The organism is Streptomyces parvus (genome assembly GCF_014648875.1).
Lineage (GTDB): Bacteria > Actinomycetota > Actinomycetes > Streptomycetales > Streptomycetaceae > Streptomyces > Streptomyces parvus.
The window spans coordinates 70,116-90,150 of the sequence record NZ_BMRY01000017.1; the positions used below are offsets into that span (position 1 = coordinate 70,116).

The following is a 20,035-nucleotide window of genomic DNA, read 5'->3' on the forward strand; positions in this document are numbered from 1 at the left end:
CAACCTCCTTGCCTGGCTGGGGGTCACTTGTGCGCGCAGGTAAGGGAACCCGCGCTTCAGGTCTCTTGGGGGGACCCTTTTGGAACCGAACGACACCATTCCTGCCGCACCGGAGGCCTCCGCCGCCGTGCCCGCGCACCGGCCCCGGCCTCGTGGCCGTACGACGCTGATCATCGCGGCGGCGGCCCTGCTCGGGATCGTGGGCGGGGTCGCCGTGGGCTACGGCGTCCAGGCGGAGCGGGAGCCGACGCCGCTGGCCGCCCTGTCGCAGCCCGGCCTCGGCTACCCGGCGAAGCCGCTCTCCGCCGACCGGGCACCGGCCCCGCTGCCGGCCGCCCAGGACCGGCGGGTCAAGACGGACGGAGATCTGCGCAAGCTGCTCGTCGACCGGCCCGAGGGAGCGAAGAAGACGCTCATCGACGAGCTGGGCCTCGGTGACGGCTGGGAGCCGATCGACCAGTACGCCGAGATGAAGTTCGAGAACCCGCACTACATGTTCGAGGCGCTGGCCGAGCAAGGCCTCCGCCGGGTCGCCTCGACCTCGTGGGACCAGGGGAAGTACCGGAATACCGAAGTCCACCTGCTTCAGTTCCGGTCCGGTGACCTGCTCGGCGCTTCGGAGCACTTCGAGGGCCAGATGACGTACATGCCGGAGGACGAGGAGGGCGCGGGCAACATGGGCGACGCGATCAAGGGCAGCCGCGAGGGCCGCTACTTCCTCTACCCGGTCGAGCGGAAGGCCGGATACCTCCCGTTCTACCGGGCCAGGGCACTGGCCGTACGCGGCGACATCGCGCTCGACATCAGCATTTCCGACAGCTCCCCGATCAGCAAGAAGGACATCCGGACGCTGGCCGAGCGACAGTTGGAGCGGCTGTGACCGACGACGAAACGAACCCCGTGACCGAGCCCGTGGCCGATGCCGTGACCGAGCCCGCCCCCGACGGGGACCACCAGAAGCACCGGGGACGCAAGGTCCGCCGGGTGCTCCTGACCGCGCTGCCCGTCGTCCTGGTGCTCGGGGCGGTCGGCGGCGCGGCGGCGTACACGAAGAACACCGTGGACGCCGCCGACCGGACGGTCACGACGGCGATCTGGGACGAGGACCACGTACCGAAGGGCAAGGACCCGGCGGGCGATCCGTCCCGGGGCCGCCACGACACCGAGCTGGCCAAGCTGCTGCTCCCGGTGCCGAAGGGCTACCGGCTCGGCCCGGACATCGGCGATCTCGGCAACGACAGCGAGACGAGCGGCGCCAAGGCCACGGCGGCGATGAAGGAGATGGGACGCGGCCTGGCGGGGAAGGACCGCCGGGAGCTGAACAAGTTCATCGAGAAGCTGCGCATCCAGGGCATCGCGAAGCGCTCGTACCTCGCGGACTCCAACGACCTCCTCGTGAACGTGGAGGTCGTGAAGATGCGGGACAAGCGGGCGCTCCACCGGAACCACGCCGACCGCAAGACGCTGCTGGACGGCGTCGACGAGCTCCGCGAGGGGCCGTCGATCGAGGGCCACAGGAAGGCCTCCTGCTACCGGCTGCCCAAGGGCGACAAGGACACCCTCGACGGTGTCCTCTGCATCGCGTACGAGGGTGAGGTCTCGGTCTCCGTCGAAGCGAGCGGCAGCAAGCCGTTCAGCCCGTCCGAGGTCGGGGACCTGGTGAAGGACCAGCTCGACCACATCGCGTCCCCGGGGGAGTACATATGAGCGAGCAGACGGTGACCCCTGGGGCGGGAGTGACACCCGAGGGTGCGGGGGCGCCTGTTGAGCCGGAGGCGACCGTCGCGCCGGAGAAGGCCGAGGCACCCGTCGCGCCCGAGGCGACCGGGGCGCCCGTCGCACCCGAGGCACCCCCCGCGCCCGCCCCGCACCCGGTGCCCGAGGGCGCGCCCCCGCTGCCCGAGGCTCCGCCCGTGGTGCCCATAGCGGCTGTCGCGGCCGACGCGGCGCCCAAGCCGCCCCGGCGAGTTCTGCGGGCCGTGGCGCGGTGGACGGCCGCCGCGCTGGCGTTCGGGGTGCTCGGCACCGGTACGGCCTTCGGGATCGCCTCGCTGGAACGCACCGACGTCCCCGGGCTCGCCACCGAGGGCGACGGCCGCTGGGACTACCCGGAGCTGTCCCTGCCCGCGCTCCCGGCCGGCTCGCCCCGGCCGTTCTCGCCCGGCAACCCGGCCGAGATCCACCACGCCGACCTGCGCGAACTGCTCCTTCCGGCCCCCGCCGGAGCGAAGCCCGACAAGAAGCTGACCGGCGGCTGGATCTCCACGGAGACCTTCCTCGACGCCTACCGGAAGCAGGACCGGCGGTCGGTGGCCCAGCTCCTGAAGGACGCCGCCCCGCGGCACATCGCGGCCCGCGGCTGGACCATGCCGGACGGCACGACGTCCCGGATCTACCTGGTGCGGTTCAACTCGACGGCGTTCGCGAGCCGCATGATCGACGACCTGAACGTGGGATCGTCGGCCGGTACGCCCCTGGCCCGTACGGACACCACCGACCTCGACCCCGCCTGGGGCTCGGTCAACGACATCGAGAACCTGTCCTCGTTCGTCTTCGCCGAGCAGGCGCCCTTCGGGGCCGAGCACGTCCGGCAGGCGTACACCCTGGCGGGGGACACGATCGCCCTCGTCGTGCACGAGCGTCCCGGAAAGCGGGAGACCGCCCGCATCCCCTTCCAGCAGACGCTGATCCTGCAGAACCAGCTGCTCGCCTGAGGCGGTGCCGGGCGCGGCCCGCGACCGGCACCTGAACGAGAAGACCGGGCCCCCACCCATTAGGCTGGGGGCCCGGCCATGCCGTGGCCGCCAACCGCTCGTCACGAGGAGCCCCCTGTGCTTGAGGCATTCTTCACCGCCCTGCTGGTCCTGGTCTGCGTGGGCGTCACCGCCTTCGCCGCGCTCACCGTGAAGAAGCTGTACCAGGGCCAGCGCTGACCTCGTCGCGCAACGGTTCCCGCCCACCCCTCCTCGCACCCTCACAGATCGTCTGAGCCGCTCATGATCGAGATCCCGTCCGACCTCCACCCGGACCTCGTCCCGCTGGCCTTCCTCCTCGGCAACTGGGCGGGCGCGGGCGTGTCCGACTTCCCCGGCGCCGAGAAGTGCAACTTCGGCCAGGAAGTCACCTTCAGCCACGACGGCCGGGACTTCCTGGAGTACGTCTCCCACACCTGGGTCCTGGACGGAGAGGGCAAGCAGGTCCGGCCGCTGGAGACCGAGAGCGGCTACTGGCGCATCGACAAGGACCGCAAGGTCGAGGTCGTCATGTCCCGCGACCAGGGCGTCATCGAGATCTGGTACGGCGAGCTTGCCGACCAGAAGCCGCAGATCGACCTGGTCACCGACGCGGTCGCCCGCACCGCGGCCTCCGGCCCGTACAGCGGTGGCAAGCGGCTCTACGGGTACGTCAACAGCGACCTGATGTGGGTCGGCGAGAAGGCCACCCCCGACGTCGAGCTGCGCCCGTACATGTCGGCGCACCTGAAGAAGGTCGTCACCCCCGAGGAGGTCGCCGAGATGGCGCGGAACCTCGAGGACATGCCGGACGACGGCATCGCCTTCTTCAAGTAGGAGTGCCGGGGCCGCGGGACCGGCCGGGGTTTGACCGCACGCCCTAGACTGGGCGTGTGGTGACCACCGACTGGAAGACCGATCTTCGGCAGCGCGGCTACCGGCTGACGCCCCAGCGGCAGCTCGTCCTGGAGGCGGTCGACGCGCTGGAGCACGGCACTCCGGACGACATCCTGTGCGAGGTGCGCAAGACGGCGTCCGGCGTGAACATCTCCACCGTGTACCGGACTCTGGAGCTCCTGGAAGAGCTCGGGCTCGTCAGCCACACGCATCTCGGCCACGGCGCCCCGTCGTACCACCTGGCCGACCGGCACCACCACATCCACCTGGTCTGCCGGGACTGCAAGGACGTCATCGAGGCGGAGCTGTCCGTCGTCGCCGAGTTCACGGAGAAGCTGCGCGCCGACTTCGGCTTCGACACCGACATGAAGCACTTCGCGATCTTCGGCCGCTGCGCGGACTGCACGGCGGCGAAGGCGCGGGACGCCGCGGAGGACACCTCCGCCAAGTCGTAGGCTGGGCGCATGAAGAGCCCCCTGCTGTCCCTGCCCGGCGCCGTCCCCGCCGAAGGCCGCGACGAAGGTGTCGCCGCGCACTACGGCGACCTGTTCCGCGAGCAACGCGCCCTCGCCGACGGCAACGGCTTCGTCGACCTCTCCCACCGGGGCGTCGTCGCCGTCACCGGCGACGACCGGCTGAGCTGGCTGCACCTCCTGCTCACCCAGCACGTCAGCGACCTCGCCCCGCACCAGGCCACCGAGGCGCTCATCCTCTCCGCCAACGGGCACATCGAGCACGCGATGTATCTGGTGGACGACGGCACGACGGTGTGGATGCACGTCGAACCCGACACCCAGGCCGATCTGATCGCCTACCTGGAGTCGATGAAGTTCTTCTACCGGGTCGAGGTCGCCGACCGCACCCCGGACACCGCCGTCGTCCACCTCCCGGCCGGTTCCATCGCCCAGGCCCCGGACGGGGTGACCGTACGGGAGACCCCGCAGGGCCGGGACCTGTTCCTGCCGCGCGAGGAGCTGGAGGCGTTCGCCGCCGCCCACGGGCCCGCCGCCGGGATCCTGGCGTACGAGGCGCTGCGCGTCGAGGGGCACCGGCCCCGCGTCGGCTTCGAGACCGACCACCGCACCATCCCGCACGAGCTGGGCTGGATCGGCACCGCCGTCCACCTCCAGAAGGGCTGCTACCGGGGCCAGGAGACCGTGGCCCGCGTCCACAACCTGGGGAAGCCGCCGCGCCGGCTCGTCTTCCTGCACCTCGACGGCAGCGAGGTGCACCTGCCCGGCCACGGCACTCCGGTACGGCTGGCCGCCGACGGCCAGGAAGGCCGCCAGCTCGGCTTCATCACCACCTCGGCCCGCCACCACGAACTGGGCCCGATCGCCCTGGCCCTGGTCAAGCGGAACGTGGCCGTCGACGCGGAGCTGATCGCCGGGGACACGGCGGCCGCCCAGGAGACGGTCGTGGAACCGTAGGGGCTCCGTCGAGGCGGCGTACGCCAGGAGCCCCGCTCCGGCGGCGTACGGCTACACCTCGATGATCACCGTGAACGGGCCGTGGTTCGTGAGCGAGACGCGCATGTCCGCTCCGAACCGGCCCGTCTCCACGTGCGCCCCCAGCGCCCGCAGCCGCGCCACCACCTCGTCCACCAGCGGCTCGGCGACCTCGCCCGGAGCGGCGGCGTTCCAGGTGGGCCGGCGGCCCTTGCGGGCGTCCCCGTAGAGAGTGAACTGGGAAATCACCAGGAGGGGCGCGTTCACGTCCGAGCAGGACTTCTCGCCCTCCAGGATGCGCACCGACCAGAGCTTGCGGGCCAGCTGCGCCGCCTTCTCGGGGGTGTCGTCATGGGTGACCCCGACCAGCACGCACAGGCCCTCGCCGACGATCTCCCCGACGACTCCCGGGGCCGACGGCGTCTCCGTCGCGCCGGCGACGGAGACGCTCGCGCCATCCACTCTCTGTACCACTGCACGCATACAGACCAACCTATCTTGGGCTGAACGGGTACAAGACGTCAGCGGGGGCACGGGCAGGGGTGGCACGATGCACGATGTCGGTGTGCCGACGCACCGGTCGAGGGGACAAAACAGCATGAGCACATATGGAGCAGGGCAATCTCCCGGTGCCGTTCCGGGGGCCCGTACCAGCACCCTGAGGTCACCCGTACAGCGCAGTCTGCCGGGACATGCTCCCGTGGCGCCACCCGCCACGCCCGCCACCGCCACCGTGCCGGAGCAGGCCGGCGGCGACGCGGGGTTCGGCGGGCTGCGGCTGCCGGAGCTGCGGACGCTGCGCCGGGAGGCCCAGCGGGACGAGGCCGATCTCAGTTACGTACGCCGGCTCGTGCAGGGCCGGATCGACATCCTCCGGGCCGAACTGGCCCGCCGCCGGGACCCGGAGGCACCGGTGGAGGACGCCGCCGTGGTCGACCGGCTCTCGGAGATCCTGGCCGACACCCCGTCCCGGCACCGCACCTCGGCCCGGCACGTCACGCTGACGACGCCGCGCGGCGACGAGTTCCGGCAGCTCGCCGCCGAGAACCTCGCCGAGGTCGAGCTGTCCGATCTGGACGCCCGGACGGACGAGGAGCTGCACGCGGCGATGGGCCGGCTCGTCCGCTACGAACAGCAGGTTTCCCGGCGTCGTCACGAGCTCCAGCGCACGGCCGACGATTGCGGCGCGGAGATCGCCCGCAGGTACCGTGACGGGGAAGCACAAGTGGACGACCTGCTCGCCTGAAGCGATCCTTCCGGGCGCGGGTCCCGCACCCCCGTCCCCGGAAGGCCACCCATGACGTCCAGCGACGCCCCGTCCGCCATACCCTCCGCCGCCGTACCCGCCCCGCCCGTCCTGGCCGAGGTCGTGCGCTCCGGGTTCACCGAGGGCCACCACCGGGGGGCGCTGGTCCTGCTGGCCGCCGACGGCAGCGTGGAGCGGGCGATCGGCGATCCGGCGGCGCCGGTCTTCCCCCGGTCCTCCAACAAGCCGATGCAGGCCGCCGCGATCCTGCGGGCGGGCCTCGACCTGTCGGGCGAACGGCTGGCGCTGGCCGCCGCGAGCCACTCCGGGGAGCCCTTCCACCTCGACCTCGCGCGGAAGATGCTCGCCGAGCACGGACTGGGGCCCGCCGACCTCCAGACCCCGCCCGACCTGCCGCTGGACCCGGTGGAGGCGGAGACGTACCTCGCCGCCGGGAACGTACGCGAGCGGATCACGATGAACTGCTCCGGCAAGCACGCGGCCATGCTCGCCGTCTGCGTCCGCAACGGCTGGGACACGGCCACCTACCTCGACCCCGCGCACCCGCTCCAGCAGCTCGTCGCCCAGGTCGTCGCCGAGGCCGCGGGCGAGCCCGTCGCGGCGGTCGGCACGGACGGCTGCGGGGCCCCGCTGATGGCGATCGGGCTGACCGGTCTGGCCCGCGCCTTCCGGTCCTTCGTGCTCGCGGAGCCCGGGAGCGCCGAGCGGCGGGTCGCCGACGCGATGCGCACCCACCCGGAGTACGTCGCGGGCACCCGGCGCCCCGACACCTGGCTGATGCGGGAGGTGCCCGGGACGCTCTCCAAGATGGGCGCCGAGGCCGTCCAGGCGGTCGCCCTGGCCGACGGCCGGGCCCTCGCCTTCAAGATCGACGACGGGGCGGGGCGGGCTCTCGGCCCGGTGCTCGCCCGCGCCCTGGAGCTGCTGGGCGTGGACGCTCCGGTGGTCGCCAGGATCGGACGTTCGCCGCTGCTCGGCGGGGCGGCCGAGGTCGGGGAAATTCGGGCGACATTCTGATCCGTGCCTGCTTAGCGTGGGGGAATGAGCCTCGATGTCCGTACCGTCACCCCCTCCGAGATCGCCGACTGGATGAAGGCGGTGGGCACCGGCTTCCTGACCCCCACCGCGGAGAAGCCGGGCGAGGAGCTGGTCGCCGACCGGTTCGGGGACGCCGACCTCTCCCGTATGCAGGGCGCCTTCGACGACGGGCGGTGCGTGGCGACGTTCCGCTCGTTCGCCCAGCAGCTGACCGTGGTCGGCGGGGCCACCGTGACGGCCGACGCGGTCACCGGCGTGACCGTGACGCCCACGCACCGCCGCCGCGGACTGCTCAGCCGGATGATGGCCACGGACCTGGCGGCGGCCAAGGAGCGCGGCGAGGTGGTCGCCTCGCTGATCGCCGCCGAGTACCCGATCTACGGGCGGTACGGCTTCGGCCCCGCCGCCTGGAACGTCGAGTGGGAGATCGCGGTGGACCGCGCCGGGCTCGACCCGCGCCGCTCCGGGCAGCCGGCGGACGGCGGCCGGATCGAGCTGGTGGACGGCGCCGACGTCCGCAAGACCGGCCCCGAGGTGCACGCGGCGCTGGCGGCCCGGCAGCCCGGCATCGTCGGCCGCGGGGAGCGCTGGTGGCGGATGCGTACGGGCGTCGCGCCCCGCGCGGCGCACGAGACGTGGACCGAGCCGTTCTACGTCGTGCACCGCGCCGCGAACGGCGAGGCCGACGGCCTGCTGGTCTACGGCGTGGACGACAAGTGGGGCGACTCCAAGCAGCCGCTCAACACCGCCTCCGTACGGGACATGATCGCGCTGAACCCGGCGGCGGAGCGGGCCCTGTGGCACTACCTCTGCTCGGTCGACTGGATCACCACGGTCCGCTCGGGCTACCGCGCCCCCGACGACCTGCTCCCGCTGCTGCTCCCCGACCCGCGTGCGGCCCGCATGGTCACCCACGCGGACTGGCTGTGGCTGAGGCTGCTGGACGTGCCGCGCGCCCTTGGGGCCCGGACGTACGGTGTCGAGGCCTCGCTCGTCCTGGACGTCCGGGACGCGGCGGGCCTGGCCGGGGGCCGCTTCCTGCTGGACGCCTCGGACTCCGGCGCACGCTGCACCCCGACCACCCGGAGCGCCGACCTCGCCCTGGACGTGGCGGAGCTGTCCACGCTGTACCTGGGCGACGAGTCCGTGCGGCGGCTGGTGGACCTGGGCCGGGTGGAGGAGCTGCGGCCGGGCGCGGCGACGACGGCGGACGCACTGTTCCGCACGGGCCGGCGGCCCTGGTGCCCGGACGTGTTCTGAGCGGCCCGGATCGCGTGCCCGTACCCCGGGCTCAGCGCGTCCGGATCCGGAACAACGTCCCCGAGGCGCCGACCGCCGCGGCGAGGAGCCCCGCCGCCCAGGCGAGCGCGATCCAGGGGGTGTTGCCCACGTCCTGGCCGAGCAGCAGCCCGCGCAGCGACTCGATGGCCGGGGTGATCGGCTGGTGGTCGGCGAAGCCGTGCAGCCAGTCCGGCATGTTCTCGGTCGGGACGAACGCGCTGCTCGGGTAGGGCAGGAACGACATGAAGAACGTGAAGCCGCTCGCCGCCTCGGGGGTCCGGGCCAGCAGGCCGATCGCCGCCGAGATCCAGGACAGGGCCACGATGTAGGCGACCAGCACGGCGCCGACCACGAGCCAGCCGCTCCAGGAGGCGGCGGGCCGGAAGCCGATCAGCAGCGCGACGCCGAAGACCAGGGCGGTGGAGCAGAGGTTGCGGACGGTGCTGGCCGCCACATGTCCGGCGAGCACCGGCGTACCGCCCACGTCCAGCGAGCGGAACCGGTCGATGATGCCGCCCTTCATGTCCTCGCTGACGGCGGTGGCGGTGGTCGCGGCGCCGAACCCGGCGGACAGGAGCAGGACGCCCGGGACGACGTACATGACGTACGAGTCGTAGTCCGTGCCGGTGTCGATCGCGCCGCCGAAGAAGTAGACGAAGATCAGCATCATCATGATCGGCAGGGCCAGGGACGTGATCAGGGCGTCGATGTTGCGGCTGCTGATGCGCAGGGCGCGTGCGGCCATGACGGCGGTGTGGGTGAAGGGGCCGGGCCCGCGTCCGGGGGCGGGGGCCCGCTCGGAGTGCCGGTCCGGGCTTCTGCGCTGAACGGCGGTGTCAGACATGGGCGGATGCCTCCGGGGGCGTGGGCGTGGGCGTGGTCGCGTCCGGCGAGGTCGCGTCCGGCGAGGGCGCGCTCGACATCGGCGCGTTCGACGTCAGGGCCAGGAAGACGTCGTCGAGGGTCACGCTGTGCAGGCTGAAGCGTTCGATCTCCCGGCCGTCCGGGTCGATCTCGTCGAGCAGGGCGCGCACCTGGGCCGCCGAGCCGTCGGTGGGGATGCCGAGCGTCAGGGTCTCGGGGGAGTGGTGGACGGCCCGGCCGGCGAGCCTCAGATAGGCCTCCTTGCTGGTGAGGACCAGGTCGAGGCGGTGACCGCCGACGCGGGACTTGAGGTCGGCCGCGGTGCCCTCGGCGGCGATCCGGCCCCGGTCGAGGAGGGCGATCCGGCCGGCGAGGCGGTCGGCCTCCTCCAGATACTGGGTGGTGAGCAGGACGGTCGCCCCGCGTGCGGCCAGCTCGCGGACGGCCTCCCAGAGCTCCTGGCGGCTGCGCGGGTCGAGTCCGGTGGTCGGCTCGTCCAGGAAGAACACCCCGGGCTCCGGCGATCCGACGAGTCCGGCGGCCAGATCGAGCCGGCGGCGCATCCCCCCGGAGTACGTCCGGACCGGGCGGCGGGCGGCCGCGGTGAGGCCGAAGCGCTCCAGCAGCTCCGCCGCCCGGCGTCGGGCGGCGGCCCGGGGCTGCCCGGTGAGCCGGGCCATCATCCGCAGGTTCTCCTCGCCGGTCTGGGTCTCGTCGACGGCGGCGAACTGGCCGGTGAGGCTGATGGAGCGGCGTACCGCGCTCCGGTCGGCGACGACGTCGTACCCCGCGACCCGGGCCGTGCCGGAGTCGGCCTCGGTCAGTGTCGCGAGGATCCGCACGGTGGTGGTCTTGCCCGCGCCGTTCGGCCCGAGCAGGGCGAAGACGGTGCCGCGTCCGACCTGGAGATCGATGCCGTCGAGAACCCGGACGGAGGGCTTTCCGTAGGACTTGGTGAGGCCGCGCGCCTCGATGGTGGCGGCGGAGTCTCCGCCCGGCTGGATGGGTTCTGTCATGTCCGGACCCCCTTCTGCGTATGACATACGCGTTATTGCGTAAGCCTTACGCATCTCTAGGATGGGGTCAAGGCGTACGAGGCCGCGGCGCAGGGCGCAGGCAGGGCCGGGAGCCGGGCGAAGGGGATGTGGTGGCGGAGAAGAGCAGCTCGGGCGGCGGTGACCTGCCGGCCAGCCTGGAGGCGGCCTGGGGGCTGCGGGACCGCCCGGCGAAGGGCCCGAAGCCCGGCCTGAGCCTGGAGCGGATCGTGGCCGCGGCGGTGGACGTCGCGTCGGCGGACGGGCTCGCGGCCGTGTCGATGGGCCGGGTCGCCCAGGAGGTGGGCGCCTCCACGATGTCGCTGTACCGGTACGTCTCCGCCAAGGACGAGTTGTACGTCCTGATGCAGGAGGCCGCCTTCGGCCCCCCGGAACCGCTGTCCGCCCCGGAGCCCGGCGCGGGCTGGCGGGAGGCGCTCGCCGAGTGGGCCTCCGCGCAGCGGGACCGGCTCCACGCCCACCTCTGGCTGCTCCGGATTCCCGTCGGGGGACCGCCCGCGACCCCGAACTCGCTGGCCTGGTGGGAGCAGGGGATCCAGGCGCTGGAGGGCAGCGGGCTTGCCGAGGGCGACAAGACCTCGGTGGTCCTGCTGGTCTCCAACTTCGTCCGCAGCGAGGCGGCTCTGATGGCCGACCTGGCCGCCGCCGTGGTCGCGCGAGGGGTGTCGCCCGACGAGGTGGCGGCGTCCTACGAGCGCACCCTCAAACGCCTCGTCGACCCCGCCCGGCACCCCGGGATCTCCCGGCTGCTGGAGTCCGGGGCGATGAGCGGGCCGGAAGACCCGGACTACGAGTTCACCTTCGGGCTGGAGCGTCTGCTGGACGGGGTGGAGGCGCTGATCCGGAAGACGGACGGCGGTCCCCGCGTCCCGGCCGACGGCGCCAATTCCGGTTGAGGCCGGGCGCGTACGCTTCATGGTCATGAACGGAGAGAACCCCGCGAACGGCGACCGTTCCGATTCCGGCGACGGGTCGCCGCCGGTCGGTCTGCGGGAGCGCAAGAAGCGGCTGACCTACCAGGCGGTCTCCGACGCGGCGATCGCGATGTTCCTGGAGCGGGGCTTCGACAAGGTGTCGGTGGCGGAGGTGGCGGCCGCGGCGGACATCTCCAAGCCGACGCTGTTCCGGTACTTCCCCGCCAAGGAGGACCTGGTCCTGCACCGGTTCGCCGACCACGAGGACGAGGCGGCCCGAGTGGTCACGGGCCGCGCCCCGGACGAGACCCCGCTGGACGCCCTGCGCCGCCACTTCCTCGACGGCCTCGACCGCCGAGACCCGGTGACCGGCCTCTGCGACGCACCCCAAGTGCTGGCGTTCCTGCGCCTGTTGTACGGAACGCCGTCCCTGGTCGCCCGCCTCCACGCCTACCAGGGCCGCTCCGAGGCGGCCCTCGCCCGCGCACTCGGCGGCGGGCTGTCCGACCGGCTCGCGGCCGGGCAGATCATCGCGGTCCTGCGCATCCTGGCCCTGGAGAACTGGCGCCGGACCGACGCGGGGGAGAGCGCGGACCGGGTCTACGCGGGAGCCGTCCAGGCGGCCGAGGAGGCGTTCGTCCAGCTGCGGACGGGCTTGGAGTCGCACGCCTGAGGGGTGAGGGGTGCAGAGGGTGGAGGAGGATCCCGGTCAGTCGGCGAGCAGCGCGGTGGTGAGTGCGGCGCGGTGGTTCACCAGCCACTTCTGGTGCCGGTCCCACGCCGCCCGCCCGCTCCGCTCGTACGCCGCCGTGTACGCCGCGTCCCCCCGCTCCACCCGCCGCTCGACGAACGCCCGGCACACCGCGGTGGCCTGCTCGATCACCTGGGGCAGGACGGCCCGGCCCGCGCGCCCCAGCCCGTAGCCGTCGGCCAGGACGCGCAGCCGGTGCGCCGGGTCGAGCCCGGGGCGGCCCCGCATCGGCACCCAGTAACGCGCCGCCATGGCCACGTCCCACACCGGGCGGCCGGGCGCGGCCAGGTCGAAGTCGATGAGGGCGGCGGCGCGGCCGTCCCGGAACACCACGTTCTCCAGGCACGCGTCGTTGTGGCAGACCAACGCGCCGGGAGCCGTCGCCCCCTCCGGATCGGCCAGGTCGGAGGGCCAGCCGGCCGCCCGGTCGAACGGGACGTCCGCCGCCGCGTCGTGCATGCGCCGGAGCAGCGCCCCCACGGAGCGCAGGGCGTCGTCCGTCCAGACCCATTCCGGATACGGACTGACGGCGACCTCGCCGGGAACGTACGAGAGCCGCTCGCGCTGCCCGGATTCGGAGACTCCCAGGGGCACGGGCACGCCGTCGAACCCCTGCTCCCGCAGGGCCCCGAGGTGGGCGTGCAGGAGGGTGACGTGCGGTGGGGCGGGACGCTCGACGGTGTCGCCGTGGCGCAGGACGGCCCCGGCGTTGGCCAGCCCGCCGGACAGTACTTCCGGCTCACGGTTCATGGGGCCGCTACTGCCTCCTCCGCGCAGGGCCCCAACGCCCGCCGCAGATCCTCCGGTCCGCGGTAGAGGACGGTGGCCATGCCGAGGGCGGCGGCCGCGTCGATGTTCTCCTGGCGGTCGTCCACGAACAGGCACCGCTCCATCGGTACGCCCGCCCGCTCCGCCGCGATGCGGTAGATGGCCGGGTCGGGCTTGGCCACCTGCTCCACCGCACTGCTCACGACCGCGTCGGTGAGATCGGTCAGGCCCAACAGAGCCAGATCAGCGTCCAGTTGGAGAGTGGCATTGGTGACAAGGACCAACCGGACATGGGCCCTGGCCCGGCGCAGCAGCGACACCACCTCCTCGTCGGCCCGGAACGGCGCGTCCGCGAGTGCCCGGCCCAGCTCGTGGGCGCGATCCGCGCCCACCCGCTCCGTGAGCCCGGCCGCGATGGACTCCACCCAGGCGTCCGGGGTGATCCGGCCGAGCAGCAGCGGGAGGTCGGTCTCGGGTGCGTAGGCGATGTCCGTCGTGGTGCCTTCCGGCAGCCCGGCGGCCCGCTCCAGGGCGGCGAGAGGGGCGGTGTCGTAGAAGCGGATGACGTTGTCGAGGTCGCAGAGCACGGCGTCGAAGGCGCGGCCGGCGGGGGCGGGTGTCACAGTCCGGCGAGTCCGGCGAGCAGCTCGGCGGCCGGCTTCGGGCGGACGAGCCAGCGCAGATGGCTGCCTTCGAGGGTCCGGACGTCGAAGGGGTTGTCGGGCGTGAGCTCGTCGGCCTCGCGGATCATGCGGTCCTGCGCGGCGGGCGGAAGGCTGGTGTCGGCGGCCAGGCGCACATAGGTCCGGGGCACTCGGCCCCAGGTCGCGGCCTGTGCCCGGTCGGCCGCCGTGCCGACGTCGAGGTTCTCGTCCGGCTGGAAGGAGTTGAGGAAGGTCCGGAACTCGTCGTCGGTGAGGTCGGCGGCGAACGCGTGCCGGAACGCGGCCAGCGCGGCCGGGTCGGCGGTACGGAAGTTGACCCGCAGCAGCCCGAGCTCGGCAGGGTTCCCGACGAGCGCGACCATCAGGGCCGCCGGGTCGACATCGGCCATCTCGGGCTCGGCGTAGTAGTCGCCCACGTCCAGGTTGACGGGGCACCAGGCGGAGACGTAGACGATCCGGTCGATGAGGTCCGGCCGGGCGTTGGCGACGGCGGTGGCCGTGACGCCGCCCCGGCTGTGTGCGACGAGGATGGTGGGACCGTTCCGCTTGGCCCGTTCGAGGGCCTCGACCACGTGGGCCACGTTGTCCGCGAGGGTGACGCCCTTGATGGCCCCCGGTTCGGCGGCGAGCGCACCGAGATCCTGGGGCGTCTGGTAGGCGGCGGGGTACGTGGCCGCGAACCCGTGCCCCGGAAGGTCGACAGCGGCCGATCGGTGGCCGAGCAGGGCGAGTTCGGCCTGGAGAGGCGCGAAGGAGAACGAGTTCGCGAAGGCTCCGTGGACGAGGACGAAGGTCGGAAGATTCGGCATGCTCCCAGGTTCCAACGGAATGATCTTCGAGGGCAAGGCCCCGGAGGCGAGGCTTTCGGGTCCCGCGGGGCAGAACCACGGAGCGTGGTCACCGCTCGGCCGACGCGGACTCCGACGTCGACGCGGACTCCGGTGGGGGTGCCGGCGCCGGTGGCGACGCGGACTCCGGTGGCGACGCGGACGCCGATGGCGCCGGCTCAGCCCCGGGCTTTTGCAGTTCGGCGCGGCGCAACACCGGCACAGCGACCCCGAACACCGCGGCGAGCAGGCAGATCCCCCCGCACACGGTGAAGAACATGGCGGCGCCCCACACCGCCACCGTGACGCCCGCGACGGGGAAGAAGACCGGGGCGAGCCCCAGCGCGCACAGGGTCGTGACCGAGGTGACCCGGCCCAGATACCGGGGGTCGGTCTCCGTCTGGACCAGGGCGCCGGTCACCGCCGCGGTGATCCCGCTGGTGAGCCCGATCAAAGCGCCGAACGCGACGGCGTACGGCAGGGATCGCGCGTGCCCCAGGGCGACCGCTCCCACGGCCGTGATGAACAACGCGCCGGACATCGCCGGCCCGGCGCGCGGGACGCGGGCCCGTACCGCGAGCAGCAGGGCGGCGGCAGCGGCTCCGACACTGAACGCGCTCGCGATCCACCCCATGCCGGCGGCACCCCAGCCGCGTTCGTCCGCCAGGAGCACGAGGCCGGCGGCGACCGGTCCGCCGTCTGCACCGCGGTGCTGCACGCCTTCGCCGACGCCGGCGGCCACCGCGCCATCGTCCACTCGCGCGGCGACGCCGCCTGTCCCGTCCCCAAGCGGCTCTACGAGTCCATGGGCTTCACCGCGTACACCCGCACCCATGTCTACGTAGGCAGACCGACCGGCTGAAACGCCGGCCGGATCGAGCGGGACCCGTTCACTTCCGGCGGGAAAGGGATACTCACCCGCCGACTGAAGCGATCAGTCACACCGAGGCGCGCGACACTTTTGCAAGCACGTGCTTGCAAAAGTTAGCAAGGGTGTTGCACTATCGAGTCATGGCATCACTCAACGTCGGCAATCTCGGTGAGTACCTGCGGGAGCAGCGCCGTGCAGCGCAGCTCTCGCTGCGGCAGCTCGCCGATGCCACCGGGGTGTCGAACCCGTATCTCAGCCAGATCGAGCGCGGTCTGCGCAAGCCCAGCGCGGACGTGCTCCAGCAGGTTGCCAAGGCGCTGCGGATCTCGGCCGAGACCCTGTACGTACGTGCGGGGATCCTCGACGAGCGGGAGCGGGAGGAGCTGGAGACGCGGGCGGTCATTCTGGCCGATCCGTCGATCAACGAGCGGCAGAAGAACGTTCTGCTGCAGATCTACGACTCCTTCCGCCGCGAGAACGGATTCGCGCCCGGGCCCGACGCGGACGTGGACGCGGGCGCCCAAGCGGACGCCGGTGCGAGCGCGGACGCGGGCGCCGGCAGTGACGCGGGCGGCGATGCCGGGACCCGTGACGGCGACGACGCCGGTGCGGGCACCACCAAAGACCAAGACCCTCACAGCTAGCAGCTGGTTCTGATGATCCGGGAGGACCACAGTCATGGCCATCACCGATGACCTGCGCAAGACCCTCACCGACCCCACCCCCCTCTACTTCGCCGCCGGCACGGCCGACCTGGCCGTCCAGCAGGCGCGCAAGGTTCCGGCGCTGATCGAGCAGCTGCGGGCCGAGGCGCCCGAGCGGATCGACGCCGTGCGCAACACCGACCCCAAGGCCGTGCAGGAGAAGGTGACCACGCAGGCCAAGGAGGCCCAGGCCACCGTGCAGGCGAAGGTCACCGAGGTCTTCGGTTCGTTCGACGCCGCCGATCTGAAGAAGCTCGGCGAGAGCGCTCAGGATCTGGCGCTCCGCAGCGTGGGTGTGGCCGCCGAGTACGCGATCAAGGCCCGTGAGACGTACGAGAAGGTCGCCGAGCACGGCGAGCAGACCGTACGGACCTGGCGCGGGGAGACCGCGGAGGAGATCGTCGAGATCGCCGCCGTCGTCGAGGCCGAGCCGAAGGCCACGCCCAAGCCCGCCGCCTCCAAGGCCTCGCCCAAGGCCGCCCCCAAGGGCGAGGCCAGGAGCGCGCCGGCCGCCGACGGCTCCGCGAAGGCCGCGCCCGCCGCCCCGGCGAAGCCCGCCGCGACGAAGGCCGCGCCCGCCGAGGCCAAGGCCGCGCCCGCCAAGAAGACGCCCGCGCCCCGCAAGCCCGCGGCGAAGAAGACCCCGCCGGCCGACGGCAAGTGACCCGCACGGGTCCTCGCCCGACGCGGTACGCGTGACCGGGGCGCGGGGCGGGCACCTTTAGGGGTGGCCGGTTCGTTGTCCCGGTACCTTGGCCCTCTCGGCCGCAGGGCGCTCATCCACTCACTAGGCGGTACACAGCATGTTGCTCTCAGCATTCGGCTCACTGCTCCAGCTGCTCTATCTGGCGATGCTGGTGCTGGCCGTGGTCGCGTTCGTCTTCGCGGCGACCGCCCGTGAGGACGCCTACCGTGCCGCCGACAAGAAGAAGAAGTCCTTCTGGCTGATCATTCTCGGCATCGCCGTCGCCGTGAATCTGATCATCCCGATGCTGTTCCTCCAGCTCGCGGGCGTCGTCGCGTCGATCGTGTTCATGGTCGACGTGCGCCCCGCGCTCAAGGAGGTCTCGGGCGGCGGCGGTGGCCGCAGGGGCGGCTCCAGCAGCGACGGCCCGTACGGTCCCTACAACGGCGGTCGCTGAACGCCCAGGGGGCGCGCGACGACGGGTGAAGCGGGGCGGGAGCGCGGTGCGCTGCCGCCCCCTCGTCGTACCCGCTCCGGATCGCGGCCCAGCAGCAGGACCGCCACGTCGTCGGTCAGCTCGCCGCCGTTCAGCTCCCGCACCTCGGCGACCGCCGCCTCCAGCAGCTCCTCGCCCGCCAGGCCCTCCGCCAGCCGGCCGTTGACCATGGCGACCATGCCGTCCTGGCCGAGCCGCTCGCTGGTGCCGGTCCCCACCCGCCCCTCGATGAGCCCGTCGGTGTACATCATCAGGCTCCAGGCGCCGCCCAGCTCGACCTGGCGGCGCGGCCACCGGGCCCGCGGCAGCAGCCCCAGCGCCGGGCCGCCGTCCTCGTACGGGAGCAGCCGGGCCGGCCGGCCGTGCCGGGCGAGCAGTGGCGCGGGGTGTCCGGCCAGGCAGAGTCCGGCCCGCCGCCCGTCGGGCGCGATGTCGACGGTGCAGAGCGTCGCGAAGATCTCCTCGCTCTGCCGCTCGTGCTCCAGCACCTGCTGAAGCGTGGAGAGCAGCTCGTCCCCGCACAGCCCGGCCAGCGTCAGCGCCCGCCAGGCGATCCGCAGCTCGACGCCGAGCGCCGCCTCGTCCGGGCCGTGGCCGCAGACGTCGCCGATCATCGCGTGCACCGTGCCGTCCGGGGTGCGGACGACGTCGTAGAAGTCGCCGCCGAGCAGGGCGCGGCTGCGGCCGGGGCGGTAGCGGGCGGCGAAGCTCAGGCCGGAGCCGTCCAGCAGCGGGGTGGGGAGCAGGCCGCGTTCCAGGCGGGCGTTCTCCTGGGCGCGCAGCCGGGACTCGGTCAGCTGGTGCTGTGCCATGTCGGCGCGCTTGCGCTCCACGGCGTACCGGATGGCGCGGCTCAGCACGCGGGCGTCCAGCTCGCCCCGGAACAGGTAGTCCTGTGCCCCGACGCGTACCGCCTCGGCCGCCAGCTCCGTGTCGTCCTCGGCGGTCAGCGCCAGGACCGCGTGCAGCGGGGCGATACGGAGTACGTGGGTGAGAGCCGCCAGCTCGGCGGCCCGGCCGGAGACAGGGGCGTCGCCGGGGGCGCTGTCGGAGCCCGCGACCGGCAGGGCCAGGTCCAGCAGGATGCAGTCCACGTCGTCGGTGAGCAGCCGCGCCGCCTCGGTGAGGTTGCGGGCGGTACGGATACGGACCCGGGTGCCGGCCGCAGCCGAGAGCTCGGGGACGGTGATGGTGGTGCCCGCCGGGTCGTCCTCGATCACCAGCAGGGTGAGGTCGCCGTGGGAGGTCTCCGCAGCGGGAACGGAGCGCTGCTGCGGTACGGGTACGGGCATCGGTTCAGGTTTCCTTCCCTCCCCCCGAGGGCGCGGCGGGTCGACGATCGACGATCCGCCAGTCGGGGACGATAGCGGTCCCCGGTGGGGGAACGGAATGGCACGCGGGGACCGGCCCCTGTCATATGCGCCGTCATAAGCCGCGTCCCGACACGGATCCGGCGCGATGGGCGGCCGTACGGGGGCGGAAGCGCCCATGACGAACATCACGCGCCCACCGACGGCGGCGTGGCCCCGCTCACGTGGCCCGGGTCACCTCGGCGGGTTTCCTGACTGTCAGGGTTGTCCGGGCGGTTCCTTGCTTGTCCGGGTGGATCCCTACTTGTCCGGGCGGACCACGCCGAGGATCTTCATCGAGCCCGCGCCCGCCAGCGTGACGTTGCGGCCGGGGCGTGGGGAGTGGACGATCGCGCCGTCGCCGACGTACATCCCGACGTGACTGGCGTCGGCGTGGTAGATGATCAGGTCGCCGGGGCGCATGTCCTGGATGTCGATGCGGGGGAGCAGCCGCCACTGCTCCTGCGAGGTGCGCGGGATCGGCCGCTTCGCCGCCAGCCAGGCCCGGGACGTCAGGCCGGAGCAGTCGTACGAACCGGGGCCCTCGGCCCCCCAGACGTACGGCTTGCCGATCTGCGCCGTCGCGAAGGCCACCGCCGCCGCCCCGGCCTCGCTCGCCTCGCCGCTGACGTCCTTGACCGCGCCGGAGGAGAGCCAGGCGGTCTGCGCCCTGTTCGCCGCGTCCTGCTCCAACTGGCGCAGCCGGTCGCGCTCCTTCTTCTCCAGCCGCGATTCGAGCTTCTCCGCCGCCTTGATCTGGGCGTTGATCTTCTTCTTGGCCTTGGCCTGCTTGACCCGGTTCGCTTCCAGCTTCTCCCAGTTGGCGCTGGCGTCCTGGGTGTACGTCTCCAGGTCCTGCTGCGTCTGGTTCAGCTCGGTCAGCAGGGACTTGGAGGCCTGCTGGCCCTGGCGGACCTTGTTGATGCCGTCCAGGAAGAGCTTCGGGTCGTTGCTCAGGGCCAGTTGCGCGCCGGGAGGCAGGCCGCCGTTGCGGTACTGCTCGCGGGCCTGGGCGCCGGCCCGGTCCTTCAGCGCGGCGATGCGCGCCTGGCCGTCGACGATCGCCTTGGCCAGCTTCACGATCTCGCCGGACTGCTTCTTCGTCTGCTCCTCGGCGAGGTTGTACGCGTCGGTCGCCGCGCCCGCCTGCCGGTACAGCGTCTCGATCTGCTCGCGGACCTTCTCCAGGTCCGCGTTGGAGTAGCGCTGTGACGGGTCGGCCGGGGCGGCGGACGACGAGGAGGGCGAGGGCTCCGGAACCGGGGCGGCCGAGGCCTGGCCCGTGGACGTCAGCAGGGCCAGCGCACAGACCAGCGTGATGGCGGCAGTGGCGCAGTGGCGTCGGTTCACGGGCTCCCCCTCCGGGCACGTATCTGACTTACCGTCAGTAACTTCTCGGCAACGTCGCGATCGTGCCATGTCG

At 72.6% G+C, this 20,035-nt stretch carries 23 protein-coding genes; 14 read left to right on the forward strand and 9 right to left on the reverse strand.

The features are described from left to right. The first annotated feature begins 79 nt into the window (after positions 1 to 79). The 6 genes from IE140_RS33870 to ygfZ all read left to right on the forward strand — a co-directional run bounded on the left by IE140_RS33870 (position 80) and on the right by ygfZ (position 5,059). Positions 80 to 880: a hypothetical protein gene (locus IE140_RS33870; RefSeq protein ID WP_225679342.1), complete on the forward strand. Its 801-nt coding sequence runs from the start codon at positions 80 to 82 to the stop codon at positions 878 to 880. Then, positions 877 to 1,707 (forward strand): hypothetical protein, encoded by an 831-nt coding sequence (locus tag IE140_RS33875; RefSeq protein WP_229827020.1) that lies wholly within the window; start codon positions 877 to 879, stop codon positions 1,705 to 1,707. Before IE140_RS33870 ends, IE140_RS33875 begins: the two co-directional genes overlap by 4 nt. After that, complete coding sequence (locus IE140_RS33880) at positions 1,704 to 2,714, forward strand: hypothetical protein (RefSeq protein ID WP_229827021.1); 1,011 nt, start codon at positions 1,704 to 1,706, stop codon at positions 2,712 to 2,714. The genes IE140_RS33875 and IE140_RS33880 overlap by 4 nt, the downstream gene beginning before the upstream one ends. A gap of 282 nt (positions 2,715 to 2,996) precedes the next feature. Beyond that, the gene (locus tag IE140_RS33885; RefSeq protein ID WP_032781356.1) at positions 2,997 to 3,569 is read left to right on the forward strand and encodes a heme-binding beta-barrel domain-containing protein; all 573 of its coding nucleotides are present in this window, start codon (positions 2,997 to 2,999) and stop codon (positions 3,567 to 3,569) included. A gap of 56 nt (positions 3,570 to 3,625) precedes the next feature. Continuing rightward, entirely contained in the window at positions 3,626 to 4,084 is a 459-nt protein-coding gene (locus IE140_RS33890; RefSeq protein WP_093445276.1) for a Fur family transcriptional regulator, read from the forward strand. 9 nt (positions 4,085 to 4,093) lie between these two features. Then, a complete protein-coding gene (gene ygfZ, locus IE140_RS33895) occupies positions 4,094 to 5,059 on the forward strand; it encodes a CAF17-like 4Fe-4S cluster assembly/insertion protein YgfZ (protein ID WP_150193487.1) in 966 nt (321 codons plus the stop codon). A gap of 51 nt (positions 5,060 to 5,110) precedes the next feature. Here the strand turns inward: ygfZ and dtd are convergent, their stop codons facing one another. Beyond that, complete coding sequence (gene dtd, locus IE140_RS33900; protein ID WP_150193486.1) at positions 5,111 to 5,560, reverse strand: D-aminoacyl-tRNA deacylase; 450 nt, start codon at positions 5,558 to 5,560, stop codon at positions 5,111 to 5,113. A 115-nt stretch (positions 5,561 to 5,675) separates the two neighbouring features. Here dtd and IE140_RS33905 point away from each other — a divergent pair, with 115 nt between their 5' ends. Genes IE140_RS33905 through IE140_RS33915 form a run of 3 tightly spaced genes read left to right on the forward strand, consistent with a single transcriptional unit; the run spans position 5,676 to position 8,642 of the window. Continuing rightward, positions 5,676 to 6,323: an RsiG family protein gene (locus IE140_RS33905; protein ID WP_229827024.1), complete on the forward strand. Its 648-nt coding sequence runs from the start codon at positions 5,676 to 5,678 to the stop codon at positions 6,321 to 6,323. A 51-nt stretch (positions 6,324 to 6,374) separates the two neighbouring features. Beyond that, on the forward strand, positions 6,375 to 7,361 hold the full coding sequence (locus tag IE140_RS33910) for an asparaginase (RefSeq protein WP_150193485.1): 987 nt from the start codon (positions 6,375 to 6,377) through the stop codon (positions 7,359 to 7,361). A gap of 24 nt (positions 7,362 to 7,385) precedes the next feature. Next, entirely contained in the window at positions 7,386 to 8,642 is a 1,257-nt protein-coding gene (locus IE140_RS33915) for a GNAT family N-acetyltransferase (protein WP_150193484.1), read from the forward strand. A 31-nt stretch (positions 8,643 to 8,673) separates the two neighbouring features. Here IE140_RS33915 and IE140_RS33920 read toward each other — a convergent pair whose 3' ends face one another. Both IE140_RS33920 and IE140_RS33925 read right to left on the reverse strand, forming a co-directional pair. Beyond that, positions 8,674 to 9,507 (reverse strand): ABC transporter permease, encoded by an 834-nt coding sequence (locus tag IE140_RS33920; protein ID WP_093445279.1) that lies wholly within the window; start codon positions 9,505 to 9,507, stop codon positions 8,674 to 8,676. Beyond that, on the reverse strand, positions 9,500 to 10,543 hold the full coding sequence (locus tag IE140_RS33925) for an ATP-binding cassette domain-containing protein (RefSeq protein ID WP_150193483.1): 1,044 nt from the start codon (positions 10,541 to 10,543) through the stop codon (positions 9,500 to 9,502). Before IE140_RS33925 ends, IE140_RS33920 begins: the two co-directional genes overlap by 8 nt. A 131-nt stretch (positions 10,544 to 10,674) precedes the next feature. On the opposite strand from IE140_RS33925, the gene IE140_RS33930 reads away from it, so the two are divergent. Together IE140_RS33930 and IE140_RS33935 are read left to right on the forward strand one after the other, a co-directional pair. Beyond that, positions 10,675 to 11,478 carry a TetR/AcrR family transcriptional regulator gene (locus tag IE140_RS33930; protein WP_150193482.1) on the forward strand — a complete coding sequence of 268 codons (804 nt, stop codon included), beginning with the start codon at positions 10,675 to 10,677 and terminating at the stop codon, positions 11,476 to 11,478. Positions 11,479 to 11,497: 19 nt separating this feature from the next. After that, positions 11,498 to 12,169: a TetR/AcrR family transcriptional regulator gene (locus IE140_RS33935; RefSeq protein ID WP_176741900.1), complete on the forward strand. Its 672-nt coding sequence runs from the start codon at positions 11,498 to 11,500 to the stop codon at positions 12,167 to 12,169. Positions 12,170 to 12,205: 36 nt separating this feature from the next. Here the strand turns inward: IE140_RS33935 and IE140_RS33940 are convergent, their stop codons facing one another. From IE140_RS33940 to IE140_RS33955, 4 genes are all read right to left on the reverse strand, one after another. Further along, positions 12,206 to 12,997 (reverse strand): phosphotransferase, encoded by a 792-nt coding sequence (locus tag IE140_RS33940; protein ID WP_150193481.1) that lies wholly within the window; start codon positions 12,995 to 12,997, stop codon positions 12,206 to 12,208. Further along, positions 12,994 to 13,638, reverse strand: coding sequence for an HAD-IA family hydrolase (locus IE140_RS33945; RefSeq protein ID WP_093445282.1), 645 nt, complete (start codon positions 13,636 to 13,638; stop codon positions 12,994 to 12,996). Before IE140_RS33945 ends, IE140_RS33940 begins: the two co-directional genes overlap by 4 nt. Continuing rightward, complete coding sequence (locus IE140_RS33950) at positions 13,635 to 14,489, reverse strand: alpha/beta fold hydrolase (RefSeq protein ID WP_093445283.1); 855 nt, start codon at positions 14,487 to 14,489, stop codon at positions 13,635 to 13,637. The genes IE140_RS33945 and IE140_RS33950 overlap by 4 nt, the downstream gene beginning before the upstream one ends. An 88-nt stretch (positions 14,490 to 14,577) precedes the next feature. Then, on the reverse strand, positions 14,578 to 15,249 hold the full coding sequence (locus IE140_RS33955) for an MFS transporter (protein WP_150193480.1): 672 nt from the start codon (positions 15,247 to 15,249) through the stop codon (positions 14,578 to 14,580). 269 nt (positions 15,250 to 15,518) lie between these two features. Between IE140_RS33955 and IE140_RS33965 the strand changes: the two genes are divergently transcribed. The 3 genes from IE140_RS33965 (at position 15,519) to IE140_RS33975 (ending at position 17,224) form a co-directional block, all read left to right on the forward strand. Beyond that, positions 15,519 to 16,022 (forward strand): helix-turn-helix domain-containing protein, encoded by a 504-nt coding sequence (locus tag IE140_RS33965; protein WP_093445286.1) that lies wholly within the window; start codon positions 15,519 to 15,521, stop codon positions 16,020 to 16,022. 34 nt (positions 16,023 to 16,056) lie between these two features. Then, complete coding sequence (locus IE140_RS33970) at positions 16,057 to 16,746, forward strand: hypothetical protein (protein ID WP_093445287.1); 690 nt, start codon at positions 16,057 to 16,059, stop codon at positions 16,744 to 16,746. 139 nt (positions 16,747 to 16,885) lie between these two features. Further along, positions 16,886 to 17,224, forward strand: a complete 339-nt coding sequence (locus IE140_RS33975) for a DUF2516 family protein (protein ID WP_032766332.1) — start codon at positions 16,886 to 16,888, stop codon at positions 17,222 to 17,224. Here IE140_RS33975 and IE140_RS33980 read toward each other — a convergent pair. Both IE140_RS33980 and IE140_RS33985 read right to left on the reverse strand, forming a co-directional pair. Beyond that, a complete protein-coding gene (locus IE140_RS33980) occupies positions 17,206 to 18,555 on the reverse strand; it encodes a PP2C family protein-serine/threonine phosphatase (protein ID WP_109179145.1) in 1,350 nt (449 codons plus the stop codon). The genes IE140_RS33975 and IE140_RS33980 overlap by 19 nt on opposite strands. A gap of 318 nt (positions 18,556 to 18,873) precedes the next feature. After that, positions 18,874 to 19,962, reverse strand: coding sequence for a C40 family peptidase (locus IE140_RS33985; protein ID WP_150193479.1), 1,089 nt, complete (start codon positions 19,960 to 19,962; stop codon positions 18,874 to 18,876). Positions 19,963 to 20,035: the final 73 nt, after the last annotated feature.